Genomic DNA, 15,831 nt, shown 5'->3' on the forward strand with positions numbered 1-15,831 from the left:
CTCGCCCACAGGAAAGCGAGTAGCCTGGAACGGAGATCACCTTCATTTGACTTAGGAGTGTTCACAAAGAGTCCCTTGATCATTTAGTTTTTCAACACTATGAAGGCAGCTGTTTAACATAAACTGCTGCTTTCTAGAGTTATTCGTCTAATTTTAAACCTTTTAACAAATCTGCAAATGCATTATTAATCGGCTCAGCCTCTTTCTCTTGCTGCTTCAAGTATTTCTGCACACTGCGCTTATCAACTTTTCCGCCGCCTTCTTTTTTACGACGGGCTTCAAATGCTGATAATTTTTCACGATATCCACATTTACATACAAAGATTTGCCCTTCTCCTTCACCACGAAGCTCTAGCTTTTTCTTACATTGCGGGCATCGTGCGTTTGTGACACGGGATACATTTTTACGGTGGCCACATTCTCGATCTTGGCATACAAGCATCTTGCCTTTTTTACCATTAACCTCTAGCATTGGCTTACCACAATCAGGACAGGATTTTGTTGAAATATTATCGTGCTTATATTTTTTAGCACTGCCTTTTATTTCAGCTACAATTTCTTTTGTATGTTCTTTCATTTCATGAATGAACGCATCTTTTTTCAGTTTTCCTTTTGCGATTAACTCAAGCTTTTGTTCCCACTCGGCTGTCGTAGTAGGAGAACGCAATTCTTCTGGCACTAGGTCCAGGAGCTGAAGTCCCTTAGAGGTGATATAAATATCTTTACCTCCACGTTTTTCAATTAAGAAAGAGTTGAAAAGCTTGTCAATTATATCTGCACGTGTAGCAACTGTTCCTAGTCCACCTGTCGATTTTAACGTATCTGCAAGCTTCTTATCATTGGTATCCATATACTTCGTGGGATTTTCCATAGCCGATAGTAAGGTTGCCTCTGTAAAGCGTGCAGGTGGCTTAGTTTGACCTGATGTTTGGGCAATTAGCTTTGTTTTTATTACTTGTCCTTGCTCTAAACGCGGAAGCAGTTGCTCCTTTACATCATCAGTGGATTCATCATCATCAAATCGATTTTGATAAACCTCTTTCCAACCAGCATTTATTACTGTTTTCCCTTTAGCTATAAATTTTTCATTACCGATTTGAGCTTGCACTGTTAACTGCTCATATTCATGTGCTGGGAATAAGACAGCTAAAAATCTCTTAACCACTAAATCATAAATTTTACGCTCTTTATCATTAAATGCAGATATATTCACATAGCCTTCAGTTGGAATGATGGCATGATGATCAGAAACTTTACTATCATCTACAAACGATTTATTCGCTTTAATTGGCTTTGTTAAGATTTTATTTGTTAATGAACGATATTCGCCAATACCACATGCTTTGAGACGCTCAGGTAATGTGCCTACAATATCAGATGATAAATAACGCGAATCTGTACGAGGATATGTTAGTACTTTATGAGATTCATAGAGCTTTTGCATAATATTTAACGTTTCTTTTGCCGAATAGCCAAAAAATTTATTGGCATCACGTTGTAATTCTGTTAAATCATAAAGACCGGGGGCAAATGATTTTTTAGGCTTGCGGTCAAGTGAAACAATCTTTGCATCCTGACTGCCCAATGCTTTGACAATAACGTCTATTTTTTCTTTATTAAAGCTACGTGAATTGCCATTTGCGTCTTGCCATGTAAGTTTTAAGGAATCTGTTTGTGCTTCAATACCATAATAGGTTTGTGGCTTGAAGTTTTTAATTTCATCTTCACGCGTAGCAATAATTGCCACAGTTGGGGTTTGCACACGACCACAGTTCAACTGTGCATTAAATCTTGTAGTCAATGCACGCGTTGCATTTAAGCCAATGTACCAATCAGCTTCTGAACGGGCAACAGCAGCAGCATATAAATTATCATAGTTGTTACCCGGCTTTAAATTCGCAAATCCCTCTTTAATGGCTTTATCTGTGACAGATGAAATCCATAGTCGTTTCATTGGCTTTTTCACATTTGCTTTTGCAATAATCCAGCGCGCTACTAATTCACCTTCGCGTCCAGCATCTGTTGCAATAATAATTTCTTTTACATCACTACGATTTAATTGTGATTTTACGGCATTATATTGCTTTCCTGATTGCTTAATTACTGTTAAGCGAAGACGTTCAGGCAGCATTGGTAAATCTTCCAAATTCCATGTTTTATATTTCACATCGTAGCTTTCTGGATCTGCTAGTGTTACTAAATGACCAAGTGCCCAAGTTACTATATATTTATCTCCCTCTAAAAATCCGTTCCCTTTTTTATGACACTTCAGTACATTCGCTATATCGCGTGCTACTGAAGGTTTTTCTGCTAGTACTAAACTTTTAGCCAAATTGTAAACATCCTTTCGTCAATCATTGTGTTTAATATAGCACAAGAGCTTTACATATTCAGTTTTTTTGTGATTTAAGTGCACATTCACTCATATGAATTTGTCCTTTTCTCTGCATCAAAAAATATTGCATACTCTAACTCTCCAAACATATGTTGAATTGACAGAATACTCTTCAAATTAAAAAGGAGTTGAATCAGATGGAGGCACGAAATTTCAGACCTCGAAATGTGATTTTTATGACCGTTGTTGTTATTATTTCAGTGTTAATTGGTCATGGTATTTATGTTCATTTTATTGAAGTTCCTTTCCCTTAAAGTCATCTCAATTCATTATTTTTTTAACTGCTTTAGCAAGTATTTTCGATTCTCAAGTATACGTGAGTCATTCGGTTTGTATTGATGGGCTGCTTCATTATGTTGATGGGCATTTTCGTAGAGACGCAAACGATTGTAGAGCAGGCTTAACTGTAAATGTGGAAGCCATGTAGAAAATGCAGGCTTATGAATACTAAATAGCTGTTCCGAAGACTGCTGTAAAGCTTGTGAGTACCAGTAAATCGCCTCTTTATTTTTAAATTGATCCATAAAAAATAGACCCATTCGGCAGCATGTTTCTGGTCTTGGCCGATCATACAATAATGATTGCAATATAACTTGATTCGCTTGTTTGACATCATGCAGCTCCTGATAGCAATCCGCTAAATTTAAGCAAGCCTGAATTTTATCATCAGCAGAGCCTGTTACAAAATCTAGGAAGCCATGATATTGATTAATAGCTTCTAAAAAACGCTGATGATTTTTTAATTCATTGGCATAATGGAATGTATCCCTAGCTGAAAATGAATGCCCGTCTTTCTTTAAACGCTCATAAATACGAATATTACGATGAGCATCTCTTGTTAAAGGTAAATGTGTCACCGCTATATCACTATGATAAAGCTGGCCTGATACTTCTAAATATTCGTGGACAGCACCATGCCACTGAAAATGACACAGTCGTTTTACAAGACGATATCTTTTTTCACGTGACTCTACACAGCCATCTGCATCTAGTGTTATATCATAATCCATAGAAACAGCATCAACATTAGGATACAAAGAATGTTTAAGCTGAAGTAGCCTTTGTTGATGTTCACTTGTTATCACATCATCTGCATCAAGCCACAGGATATAATCTTTCGTTGCCTGCTGAAAGGAAAAGTTTCGTACCTTTGCAAAATCATCACACCATATAAAATCGTAAATACGTGAGGTATAGTTTTGGACTATATCTTTTGTACAATCAGTCGATCCCGTATCAATAATATTGATTTCATCCACTACATGCTGAACAGAATCTAGGCATCTTTCAATAATACATTCTTCGTTTCTAACAATCATACATAAACTAATCGTAAACATATGTCCCCTCCTTTTATTTGTAGTAATATATGCAGACTCATCGATATATCGAAACATTTTTTCAATTTATCACCTTATTTTTTCAGTTATCGCCCAGCTTCTTCTAAATGCAAAAAAAAACGAACGCTAATCACGTTCGTTTTTGCCTTATAAATATTGTTCACGCCATCGCAGTTGTTCTTTTTCTGTGAGCTGTTGTTCAAGGTGTTGATCCCATTGATGTAATAAGGTGTTCCAAACACGTGCAAACAGAACATCCTGCTCTTTATCATAAAGAACAAATTCAAGGCATGGAATATCATTAATTTGCTTTGCGTCTGCTTGAACAATTTTTGAGATTATTTTTTGAGAGATGCCAGCTTCTTCGTCATCCTCTTGCTGAAGTGCAGCTATTAATGTAGCTTCTTCAAAATGCTCCTGCTGCTCTGCCTCTTTATCCACATAGCGATATAGCTCTGGTAGCTCTTCATATTCCTCCATATGATCCACGTCAACTGTAAGAAATGCGAGATGACATGGACTATAATATAGGGTAGCCATCTCCAGCTCTAGCTCTTCCTCAAAAATTCCACGCTCTAGCTGCTGCTGTCCTTTAGAGGTTAATTGATAAAAGCCTTCCTGTTTCTCAATTAGACTTACTCTAGACATTAATAACACTAAATCCTCTATGAATAAAGGATCTACCAGTAACAGCTCACTTAGCTCCTGTGCACTACTAAAATTCGCTTCCTGTATGCTAATTAACAGCATCGTCATTAAAACATCCATTGTTGAACGCCGTACAGGTTCATATGTCACCTCTACCGTGCGTATTGGAATACACCATTCAGCCGTTTTAACAATTTTAATCGTTCGATTTTGTTGAAGTTCGCGCATTAAGCGTTGCTGTAATTTTGACAAATCTACATCACCTGTCCTTCATGATTACGCAAGCCATTATAGGATTTTACTGTATTTAAGAGATTGCTATACATTTCTTGTGTATCCTGATGCTTGGCACGTTTTGCAAACATCTCAGCACTTCCAACAAGTAGTAATAGTTCTCGCGCACGAGATAAGGCGACATTTAAACGGCGATAATCTCTTGCAAAGCCAATATCTCCTCCTTTAGGGGTATTACGGACCATACTAACTAATATGACGTCCATCTCCATCCCTTGGAACTTATCGACAGTTCCTGTTCTAAATTGGAGATGGGGTAACTGTAATTCCTGCTGAAGAAGACGATTTATTCTCTTAACCTGCTCACCATAGAAGCTAATGACACCAACACTTTTTTGTGCATCTTGTGGCATTCGACCAGCCTCTTTTGCTGCGATAACAGCATTATTTAAATCTATTAAAATACGTCGAATAGTTTGTAATTCACCCTCATTGTAACGACTCGTTCCTCCCTTTACCTGCTCCTCCAGATAAGGTTTTTCAGTAGGAATATCAATCCACAACAAATGGTCATCTCGGTTAACAAACTGACCTTCTAAGCAATGGTCGCGTGCAGCATCGGAATCTGGTAAACCACATTGTAAGCCATTCTCTTCCTTCGCATAAAACGGTGTAATACTATGCATGATTTTTTCATGCATACGGTACTGCAATGCAAGCATTTGCTTATGACTATGAGGCAGATTATTAAATAAACGTTCAAATAAGGATTCACGCAGCAAGTTCTTTAATTCCTGTGCACCCTCAAAGTTTGGATTTTCATCCAGCATCGTCTTTAAGGTTTCCTCTAACGTATCATCTCCAAGTAATGGCGGTAGCTGATGATGATCGCCCACTAAGATAATCTTCTTCCCCTTTAGCATTGGTAATAAGAGCTCTGGGGGTGTTGCTTTGGATACTTCATCAATTATAACTACATCAAATGTAGGATAGTTTTCCATAAACTCCTTACTTGCCGAAGCAACGCATGTTGTACCAATAACATTAGCATGACGTACATATAATTTACGAATCTCATCTAAATCATATTCAGTAGCGTTTTGTAGCTTGTCACGCCATTGCTCCTGTAATCTTTTCCTTAAAGGTAGCTGCTGTTCCTTACGTTTCATTTCCTCTAAAGCTGTTTGAGATGATTTAATCGCTTCTTCTACTTCCTCATACGTGCGTTCTGGTGTTGATTGCAGGAGCTTAGTGCAAGCTGTGAGTTGCTTTTCCTTCTTTAATCCAGCAATATTTATTTCCTTTAGGCTTTCGTCTATTTGTGAAAGCTGCTGTTCAATTTCTTGTAAGCTAGTTTGCGCTGTTTGAAGTACTGCTTTCTTTGGCAGGAGCTGTACATTTGCCTGCTCAACTGCTTCTAGCTGCTTTTGCGTGGTCTGAAAGGCAGATTTTGATTGTGATACAAGCATTTTCAACTGCTCTACAGATTCCTCTGGTTCAACATCTATTTGGAATGTTTCAGCTAGCTGCTGTAGTCGTTCTGTATGCTGTATAAATGGCTGCAATTGTCTCTGTAAGCTTTGAACGTCAAAGCTCGTAATGGCACATTCTTGATGAATTAAAGAGCTAATATTTTTACGCAGCAAATCAAATTCTTGATCTTTATGCTGCTGTTGCTGTTTGAGGGCAACACCTTTTTGCCAGACAAAATCACGACGCATATACAGTCCCAGTAAATAGCTTTCAAGCTGCTCAGTTGATGGTGATTGCCCATCTTGAAAGGCTTGATTGAGCTGTGCAAAGACACCTGTTAGATTTTGTAATGAAAACGACTGAACTGGCTGTACTCTACTTTTAGCAAGGGCGCGTTCTCTCGCATCATCTGCAAGCAATGACTCAAGCTTAGCAATGGCCTTTTGTAGACGCCTATTAATCGTTGCCCATGCATTTACATCTTTAGCATCCTCTAAATGCTGAACCTTTTCAATTTGCTGTGTTAGTACATAGGATGGTTGTATTTGATAATGCTGTAAAAATCGCTGAATTCGCTCATAGGAAAGTAAAGTACCAATATATTTTTGTGCGTCCTTCATTAAATGCAGTCGATTGCTTTCTTCCTCATATTTCACTTGGATATCCTTAAACTGGAAAGCTAACTGTTGCTTTTGCTCCTGTAGCTCCTTATATTGGGCAGCGGCTTCTAGTTGCTCAATCTTTTTAGTAGTCTCCTGAATCACATTTTGCAGCTGCTCAGCTGATGGATTTTCAATAAGAACCTGCTCAAGCAACTTTACAGTAGGCTCAATTTGTGCCAGTTGTTTTTCATAGTGCTCTTTTTGCGCCTCACACTCCTGCTGCTCAGCTTTTGTAGCCTTTAATTCTTTTTTTAAAGCTTGAATCTCCTGCTGTAAAACGGGCTCATCTATAGCTGCCTGCTCTTTTGCCGCTATCTCTTTTGTCAGGTCCTCAAGCCATACCTTAAGTTTGATCTGCTCTTCGTTAGCCTTGTTTATGCCTGCTTTTAGCTCTTGTTCACGCTCAGTAAAGGCTGAAATTTCCTCTTTAATCGCTGCGAGAGTTTGCTCACGCCAGTGAAGAGCAACATTTTCCTCAATAAATTTTTTACCTTCTTCTTCAATGCTTTCTGTTCTACCATAGCGTAAAATTCGAATTTCCTGATTGGAGAGAAGGCGTCCTAATGCATTATCAACCGCTAAATTAGATTGAGAAGCAACAAGTGTTTTTAATCCAGCCTTGACATTTTGCTGACAAATCTCTGAAATAACAGTTGTCTTTCCCGTTCCAGGAGGACCTTGAATTACGTACAAATCTTCAACAGATAATGCCCCTAGGACGGCTCGCTGCTGATATTCATTCAAATGATTATGAAAAACAATATCCTCACGTAGCTTTGAAGCTCGAACAGTTGGGCGTCTTTCAAATAAGACTGTTTCTAAATGAGGATTAACGGCCTCACCCTTCTCAAGCTTTGTAAAACCATTGCGTAAACGCCTAATCTGACTCAATGTAGCAAAATTACTAAAGCTTGCCTGTTTAGAACGTAAATGCAGCTGATCTTTACGAGCCAAATTCTGCACAAAAGGCTTCAGGTCAATTTCTACTGTCTGTTTCCCTGCATTTGTTTTTAGTACTTGTCCAACTTCACCACGAACTCCTTGAATGCTAACGCTTAAACCTTCAAGCTTCTTCCATTCCTTAGATTTTATATATGGACAAACAATCGTGAGCCTAGAAAAATCTTCATTAAAATAGTTTTGCTTAAATTCTGTATGAATATCATCAATAGTCGCATCACGTTCTTGAATTTTTAAATAGCCTTCCCAGCTCGAAATACGCTTTTTCACATATTCTGTACGTTCCTCAGCTATCGGCAGCTCTCTAATCTTTGTATGAAGCTCAAGAGGAATACCCGCACCATTATTAGGCTTTGTAATAAATTGTAATGCTGCTGGTAAGCGTCGATTGGTATTAATCGGACCATGCATATGGACAAAACGAATATTTGTAGCTAACAGGCCCTCCACCTTTAGCACACAATCCATAATGGCTGTTTTTTTTGCTAGAACTTCGTTTAGTTTTTCATTATGTTCAGCATTAAAATAAACGGATAAAAACGTTTCGCCAATCGTTTTAGCTTTCCGCTTTTCTATGTAGACAGTAAAAGATTTTTGTAACGCAAAAAAGGCATGCTCATTTGCTGAGCATTCCTCTACCACTTCCTTGGCCTTATTGGTCAAAATAAGAGTACAGCGTTGCTTTTCTAGTAAAGCGATGTCCTGCATGAGCAGCCCTCCTTTCCGATCGCTAAAATCCTATTTTATCACAATGAAAAAGGATACTTAAAAAGAAAAATCCCCTGCATAGTGATTTTCTTCCACCATACAAGGGATAAAGCTTGAATCTTAATGTTGGTCAATCGTTTCTTTCGGCAATGTTTTGCTCATTTCACAATACTGAACAAACACACGAGCCAACTCACGTAAGCGATTATGAACATCTTCATCTATAATATGATTGTCTGCATCAAAATGAGATGTATGTGTGTACACATAGTTAGGTGTAACAAGTGCACGGAAGTAGTCTAAAATCGGCTTTAATTGATTTTCTACTACTAAATGGTGTTGATAGGTACCACCATTTGCTACGATTGACACTGGCTTATAGCGCATTGTTTTCGGATGTAAGAAATCAAAAGCATTTTTCAAAACACCTGGAATCGATGCTTGGAAAATCGGTGTGGCAATAATATACGCATCCGCTTCCTCGAATTTCTGAATCATGTTCTTCATATCATCATTTAACGGTGAACCGTCAACAATTTGATGCTTATATTGACTAAAATGCATAATTTCTAAATCGAAACTAGCATTTAATTCCTTAATATACTGCTCCACCTGCTCTAAAATAGCACCTGTTTTACGACCAAACATTGTGCCATCAACGAGTAAAATTTTCATTTTCACTTTGCCTCCACAGTCATCTTCTACAATAATATTGTAACAAATGAATAGATGCTCGAAAAGCAGAGCAATAGTGAAAAACGTAAATTCAGTCTTTAGGCGGAACACAATTCCCTCGTTTTATTGAGGGGCACTAAAAAACTAAAAAGGGCTTTTTTATTTAGAAATCTCTCTTTTGTTAGAAGTAAAAACTTGAAAAAGTCGATTTGCCACAAAAAAGTGGTGCAAATCGACTTTTTCAGTGCCCTCGTTTTGTTGAGGGAGCATTTTTTATTCATCCTCTCGATGATGAAAATTAACTTCCTTATCTACAACGGTTTCCTCAATTTTATATTTATCCCGATTTATGATGACTTCTCGGTTTACTTTGTCGCCTTCATCAATTTCAGAAGATAATTTGTGCTTTTCCCAATTAAATAAATTCTCTCGCAAAACATCCTCTTCCTTTATTTCTGGGAAATCTAACTTCGCTAACTCTTGAGATTGATAAATCGAAACAGGCTGCTTCTTACCATGTAGTGCAATAACGATCATCGCTTTTGCAACCTGTGAGGCATCAATTGCCCTCGAACGTTTAAGTGGCCCCACTAATAGAGGTTTGGCCACCTTCAACATTTTCTCTCCTGCCTTTTCACCTAAGCGAAATTCCTCTCGCTCACCCACTAATAATGATGGGCGTATTATTGAAAGTCTCTGTAAGCCTAGCTCTATAAGATCATGCTCTAGCTTCCCCTTTACACGATTATAGTAAAATGGAGAACTCTCATTTGCCCCCATCGCTGTAATCACAAGCATATGTGGGATACCACGTTTTTTTGCTAATGAGGCGATAGCAAGTGGATATTCAAAATCAACTTTTTCGAACATTTCACGAGAACCCGCTTTTTTTATCGTTGTCCCTAAACAACAATACAATTCATGCGCAAATTCTATATCCTTTTCTTCTAAAGTATCAAAATCACGGATTTTCACTTCAAGCTTTGGATGCGTAAACATGGGCTTTCTTCGAGCAATAACCAAAACTGAAACATATTCATCATTTTCACATAATTGTTCCACAAGTGAGGTACCAGTTAAACCTGTAGCCCCTACAACAATTGCTGCACGCATTCCCATTGGATGTACCCCCTTCACATTCGTATACCTAACAAAACAATACTGTTAAGCTATCTACTTTATTTATCGGTAAAAGAAGTGTTTTTTATCACAAACTTTTAACAGTAAAGGCTTTATCAAAGGTTATCAGATTGAAAGAGTTTCATATTCCAAATAATCTAATCCTAATTTTTACACATACTTGCCCATTATTCACCATAATTTAAATAGACAGATGAAAGGATGGGATACATTTGCAAAACGAAACTCAAGCAACAGAGCTGAAAAAGACGATTGTTTTCATTATTGAAAGCTGTATTGATAAAGGGCTGTATCCTTTTGAACGGGTTGCAACGTTAGCCAAGCTATTTACAAATGAAAAAATTTTGATATTTGTAAAAACCCCTTCAAATGATGGGATTCAAATTTTAATGCATGAAAACCTTTCGCCAATTTTATTCGACCATTTTGATGAACTACCAAAACAAATAAAGGAACTACAACCTGATTTAATTGTAAGGGATGGTCGTAACTCTGAAAGCTGGCAAGTAGAGAATTTACGTCCATTCTGCAAGACTATACTTCACTTTGACGATTTTGGTGATGGTGGTCAAGCTTGTGACTGTGTTTTACTAGCACTCTATCAAGAAGTGAAAGATTACTTACCATCACATTATATAGGCGGTAGCTTTGTTTTCGCAGTACCTGAAGTATATCAGAACTTCAAAGATATTCCAGAAAGTAAAACACCTGAAGACCCACCCCATATCGTTGTTGCTTTTGAGGATGGGGACGAGCATAACCTTACCTACCGCACTCTTCGACACTTAACGCAGCTACAAATTCCACTACAAATTACCGTGATGATTGATGATAGCTATCAACATGCAATTGAGGATTTGCAGATGATGGTGCTCAGTCGTCGCAACACAGCTATTCTTCGCGACAAAAATGCACTCCTAAAACTACTACCAAAGACCGATGTTATGATTTGTAATGCCAATTACACACCTTATAAAGTCGCCTCGTATGGCGTTCCTTGTATTACGCTTGCACAGACAGAGGCTGAGCTTCTACATGCATTTCCTCGAGAGCAAAACGGCTTTATTCATCTTGGTCTTGGTCGTAAAATGAAGCAATCACAAATTCAAAATGCTGTTATGGAGTTCCTATTACATGAGGCTCGAAGTGAAAGAGCTGTCAAAAAACAACGACAGCTAAATCTTGACGGTAATAATGAAACACTGCATTCCATGCTATTAGATTTCGCTTACGATCGACATAATATCGCTTCAACTTAGTGCTACTTTGAAGGTGAATATGATACAATATATTAGAATTTTTCACTTATGTTTATCCATTGGATTCTGGTATAGCATTTGTGATTTCAAACATGATACGTACCCGATTGATTTTAACAAATAAGCGGTGGGGGATGTGAAAAGCCTCCATCGCTTTTATACGCATTCGCAATACAAATATGTAAAAGGAGCAATCATCATGCCAACAAAAAGCGACATTGAATACCAAATTAAAGAGCTAAAAATGGATTATATAAATTTACAGGGCGATATTGAAAAACTCGAATCCACTGGTCATAATGATCAGGTGGCAAAAGCAGAGCAACGCCTTGCGAATATGGAAGCAAAACTAGCAGAGTTAAATAAACAATTAACAGAACTTTAAGATATAAACAGGATAAATAGTTGGAGGAACATATATGGCAATATTAACAGTTGAAAATTTAGGTCATTCATTCGGTGACCGCACTCTTTTTAAGGATGTATCCTTTCGCTTAGTAGAAGGGGATCATATTGGACTTGTAGGGGCAAACGGTGTTGGTAAATCTACATTAATGGGTATCATTACAGGCCAAGCAATTCACGATACTGGCAAGGTAGAATGGCTGCCGGGAACTCATTATGGTTATTTAGATCAACATACTGTATTGACGGCTGGTCGTACTATGCGCGATGTATTACGCGATGCCTTTCTTCCTTTATATAAAAAAGAAGAAGAACTGAATGACATTACCGGAAAAATGGCTGACGCAACACCTGAGGAATTAGAGGTGTTATTAGAGCAAATGGCTGAGGTACAGGATGCTCTTGACGCAGGTGATTTCTATACACTTGATATGAAAATTGAAGAGGTTGCACGCGGTCTAGGTCTTGACGCAATCGGATTAGAGCGTGATGTTGCTGCTCTTTCTGGCGGACAACGTACAAAGGTTTTACTAGCAAAGCTTTTATTAGAAAAGCCCAAAGTTTTATTATTGGATGAGCCGACGAACTATCTAGATGAAGAACATATTTCATGGTTGAAAATCTATTTAAAGAATTATCCACATGCTTTCTTATTAATTTCGCATGATACAGAGTTTATGAATGAAACAGTAGACGTGATTTTCCAGCTGGAATTTTCTAAATTAACTCGCTATACTGCAACCTATGAAAAGTTTCTAGAGCTTGCTGAAATTAATAAACGTCAGCATATTGAAGCTTATGAAAAGCAACAAGAGTTCATTAAGAAACAAGAGGATTTCATCGCAAAAAATAAAGCGCGCTATTCAACGACAGGCCGTGCAAAATCTCGCGCAAAACAGCTTGATCGTTTAGAACGTATTGATCGTCCTGAAACTGCAGTAAAACCTGAATTCAGCTTTAAAGAGGCACGTTCATCAAGCCGTTATGTGGTGGAGGCCGAAAACCTAGTGATTGGCTATGACAAGGAAAAACCATTACTGCCCCCATTGACTTTCAATATTGAGAGAGGCGAAAAAATCGCACTTGTTGGGATGAATGGCGTTGGGAAATCTACATTGTTAAAAACGATGCTTGGTAAAATCAATCCGCTAGATGGAAAGGTTGTTCGTGGGGATTACCTTTATCCGTCCTACTTTGAACAGGAAGTAAAGGCTGATAAAATTACGCCAATCGATGATGTTTGGAATGCCTTCCCTTCAATGGAGCAAGCTCAAGTACGAGCAGCATTAGCACGCTCGGGACTAAAAACGGAGCATATTACTCGCCCTCTTAACTCTTTATCTGGCGGTGAGCAAGCAAAGGTGCGCTTATGTAAGCTGATGATGGAAGAAGCAAACTGGCTAGTATTTGACGAACCTACAAATCACTTAGATGTTGATGCAAAAGACGAATTAAAACGTGCCATGAAGGAATTTAAAGGAACAATCGTACTCGTTAGCCATGAGCCTGATTTTTATGAAGGTCTCGCAACTAAAGTTTGGAACGTCCAAGATTGGTTTACTTCAGGACAACAAAGCTAATTTAATCGGGGCCGTTCCAGTGTGATGAATCTATCACTTGGGACTGCCCTCTTTTTTGATTGAGAAGCGATTTTCTGGCTAATCTGAGCCATTCCTCCAGTTACCTGAGCGGTTTTTTTGGCTGTCCGAGCAGTTCTTCCACTTACCTGAGCACTTTCTTCGACTACCCGAGCGGTTACTCTGACTACCTGAGCACTTTCTTCAACTACCCGAGCGGTTCTACTGACTACCTGAGCACTTTCTTCAGCTACCCGAGCGGTTCCTCTACTCACCTGAGCAACTCCTTCCTCTACCCGAGCATTCCCCCGCTCTACCCATCGACCAACTCTCCAAAAATATAAATAGATATTTTTTATGCATAAACGCCAATATTTCATCATAATATAATCAGTGGAATAACTGCTATAGCTCTTTCTCTAAATCAGACTCTCTTTCCATCTATTAGATTTACTCTCCACATCCTATGTTCTTCATACATGAGTATTGGATAAACTTACATCATTGTAAGCTGATTTTACGAAACTTTTCGTTCTCTTCTGCGTATACTTTAATGTAGTTGAAAAAATAGCATTTTTCTATGAAGTTTTTTTAATTAACTATTGATTTATATATAGCTTACTAGTAAGATATATGTATAACCTATTTAACTTACTAATAAGATATTTATAAAATATAATCTAAAAAAGAAAGCGAGGAATGAAGAATGACAGTTACAATTTACTCACAGGCGAGCTGTTCTTCATCCAGAAAAGCACTTAAATGGTTAAAAGATCACAATATTGAATATAAAGAAAAACGTATTACTTCACATCCACTGACACTTGCAGAGTTCAAAGAAATTTTAAGCATGACAGAGGATGGAACAGACGAAATTATCGCAACAAACTCAAATGATTTTAAAAATTTAAATATTGATATTGACCAACTTTCAATTCAAGAGCTATTTGCTATTATTCAAGCTCATCCAAGAATGCTACGTAGCCCAATCATAATTGATGAAAAACGTATTCAAGTTGGGTACAATGAAATGGACATCCGTCGTTTTATTCCACGTAAAGTACGTGCTTACGAATTAAATGCGATGACAAGATTGGCACAAGAAAGTTAAAACAGTTTTGGAGATGACCTATATGGATCAAGAAAAACAGAAAGCCATTACCTCGTTGTTTGAAGTCGTATTTTCCATTGAGCGTAAGTGGGCGAACGAGTGGAATAATCATAATGTACTCGGCTTTTCAAAATCCCATATTTTAATTTTAGACTATTTATCGCAGGAGGGTCCAAAGCGCCCTTCTGCCATTGCTGATCGGTTAAAAGTGACAACAGGTGGTGTCACTGTGTTAACAAGTAAGCTAATAAATGCTGGCTTTATTGAAAAAACACAGCACGCAACAGATAGACGAGCCTCACAATTAGTGATCACTTCGGAAGGCGAAAATATTTTAAAGGAATCCCGCCAGCAAGTAAGTGAAATTATCACCAATATGTTTGGTATGCTCTCAGCTGAGGAGGTTCAAACACTTCGTGATATTTTCGCAAAATGTTTACTTGAGTTTGATCCAAACCGACAGGAATGACCTTTATCAAGTTTATAAAATATAAAAAGGATGCATCGCAAATCATTTTGCAATGCATCCCTTTTTCATTTAGCCGTTCGAATACTTCCGTCTAAGTAATTGCGCTTTGCGGCCAATTCATACTATTATGCTGGCAGCACCGCTTCTACAATTGACACATCAGACATTAGCATTTCTTTTAAACGAGCCTTTGCACGGAATAAACGAGATTTCACAGTTCCAATGGAAACTTTCATAATCGTAGAGATTTCGGCAAGTGAATATTGGTCTATGTAGAAATACCATAACGTTTTTCGATAGATACCATCTAATTGCTCCATTTTATCCTGTACTAATTTCGTAACGATATCTTTTTCAATTTTTTCTTCCGTTGAAATATCATTGTTGGGAACCAAATCTAAAATCGGAACGTCTAATGTTTCAGGTTGGTTCATCATATATTTACTACGTCGCACTTTTTTGCGATAGCGATCTCTAAATGTATTCATCGTAATTGTAGTAAGCCAAGCTTTAATATGCTCCACTTCGGCCACGCTATCTTCATAGCGAACAACTTTTACCCAAACTTCTTGCATTAAATCTTCAGCTTCTACATTATTGCGAGTAAGTTTTAAACATAAATGGTATATGTAACGATTAAATTCCTCATATACGCCTTCTAATTTTTCATTCATTGTGTATTCCTCCGCTTCTTGTTCTTGCTTCTATACACATTCTCGCAAAATAATGTATTACACTCTATCGTATTGGCTTTCAATTTCATTACAATCATGTA

General features: G+C 37.8%; 13 protein-coding genes. 5 read left to right on the forward strand and 8 right to left on the reverse strand.

Features of this window, described 5'->3' with window-relative positions:
• Positions 1-139: 139 nt before the first annotated feature.
• The 6 genes from AC3WOM_RS07495 to AC3WOM_RS07520 form a co-directional block, all read right to left on the reverse strand.
• The gene (locus AC3WOM_RS07495; protein WP_492445935.1) at positions 140-2,332 is read right to left on the reverse strand and encodes a DNA topoisomerase III; all 2,193 of its coding nucleotides are present in this window, start codon (positions 2,330-2,332) and stop codon (positions 140-142) included.
• Between the two features lie 332 nt (positions 2,333-2,664).
• Complete coding sequence (locus AC3WOM_RS07500) at positions 2,665-3,735, reverse strand: glycosyltransferase family 2 protein (RefSeq protein ID WP_492445936.1); 1,071 nt, start codon at positions 3,733-3,735, stop codon at positions 2,665-2,667.
• A 147-nt stretch (positions 3,736-3,882) separates the two neighbouring features.
• The gene (locus tag AC3WOM_RS07505; RefSeq protein ID WP_492445938.1) at positions 3,883-4,635 is read right to left on the reverse strand and encodes a hypothetical protein; all 753 of its coding nucleotides are present in this window, start codon (positions 4,633-4,635) and stop codon (positions 3,883-3,885) included.
• A 2-nt stretch (positions 4,636-4,637) separates the two neighbouring features.
• Complete coding sequence (locus AC3WOM_RS07510; protein WP_492445939.1) at positions 4,638-8,420, reverse strand: DEAD/DEAH box helicase; 3,783 nt, start codon at positions 8,418-8,420, stop codon at positions 4,638-4,640.
• A 120-nt stretch (positions 8,421-8,540) separates the two neighbouring features.
• On the reverse strand, positions 8,541-9,095 hold the full coding sequence (locus AC3WOM_RS07515) for an NADPH-dependent FMN reductase (RefSeq protein ID WP_492445941.1): 555 nt from the start codon (positions 9,093-9,095) through the stop codon (positions 8,541-8,543).
• Positions 9,096-9,368: 273 nt separating this feature from the next.
• Positions 9,369-10,214, reverse strand: coding sequence for an NAD(P)H-binding protein (locus tag AC3WOM_RS07520; protein ID WP_492445943.1), 846 nt, complete (start codon positions 10,212-10,214; stop codon positions 9,369-9,371).
• A 233-nt stretch (positions 10,215-10,447) separates the two neighbouring features.
• On the opposite strand from AC3WOM_RS07520, the gene AC3WOM_RS07525 reads away from it, so the two are divergent.
• The 3 genes from AC3WOM_RS07525 (at position 10,448) to AC3WOM_RS07535 (ending at position 13,479) form a co-directional block, all read left to right on the forward strand.
• Positions 10,448-11,494 carry a PseG/SpsG family protein gene (locus tag AC3WOM_RS07525; RefSeq protein ID WP_427541849.1) on the forward strand — a complete coding sequence of 349 codons (1,047 nt, stop codon included), beginning with the start codon at positions 10,448-10,450 and terminating at the stop codon, positions 11,492-11,494.
• Between the two features lie 199 nt (positions 11,495-11,693).
• Positions 11,694-11,879 carry an SE1832 family protein gene (locus tag AC3WOM_RS07530; RefSeq protein ID WP_427541846.1) on the forward strand — a complete coding sequence of 62 codons (186 nt, stop codon included), beginning with the start codon at positions 11,694-11,696 and terminating at the stop codon, positions 11,877-11,879.
• Positions 11,880-11,913: 34 nt separating this feature from the next.
• On the forward strand, positions 11,914-13,479 hold the full coding sequence (locus tag AC3WOM_RS07535) for an ABC-F family ATP-binding cassette domain-containing protein (protein ID WP_492445945.1): 1,566 nt from the start codon (positions 11,914-11,916) through the stop codon (positions 13,477-13,479).
• Here the strand turns inward: AC3WOM_RS07535 and AC3WOM_RS07540 are convergent.
• The gene (locus tag AC3WOM_RS07540; RefSeq protein WP_492445947.1) at positions 13,476-13,751 is read right to left on the reverse strand and encodes a hypothetical protein; all 276 of its coding nucleotides are present in this window, start codon (positions 13,749-13,751) and stop codon (positions 13,476-13,478) included. The two genes, AC3WOM_RS07535 and AC3WOM_RS07540, sit on opposite strands and share 4 nt — an antisense overlap.
• A gap of 431 nt (positions 13,752-14,182) precedes the next feature.
• Here AC3WOM_RS07540 and spx point away from each other — a divergent pair, with 431 nt between their 5' ends.
• Positions 14,183-14,587 carry a transcriptional regulator Spx gene (gene spx / locus AC3WOM_RS07545; protein WP_004225558.1) on the forward strand — a complete coding sequence of 135 codons (405 nt, stop codon included), beginning with the start codon at positions 14,183-14,185 and terminating at the stop codon, positions 14,585-14,587.
• Between the two features lie 22 nt (positions 14,588-14,609).
• Positions 14,610-15,056: a MarR family winged helix-turn-helix transcriptional regulator gene (locus AC3WOM_RS07550; protein ID WP_427541839.1), complete on the forward strand. Its 447-nt coding sequence runs from the start codon at positions 14,610-14,612 to the stop codon at positions 15,054-15,056.
• A 125-nt stretch (positions 15,057-15,181) separates the two neighbouring features.
• Here AC3WOM_RS07550 and AC3WOM_RS07555 read toward each other — a convergent pair whose 3' ends face one another.
• A complete protein-coding gene (locus AC3WOM_RS07555) occupies positions 15,182-15,730 on the reverse strand; it encodes an RNA polymerase sigma factor (protein WP_427541836.1) in 549 nt (182 codons plus the stop codon).
• Positions 15,731-15,831: the final 101 nt, after the last annotated feature.

The sequence above is a fragment of the Lysinibacillus sp. FW301-JW8 genome (assembly GCF_058788755.1).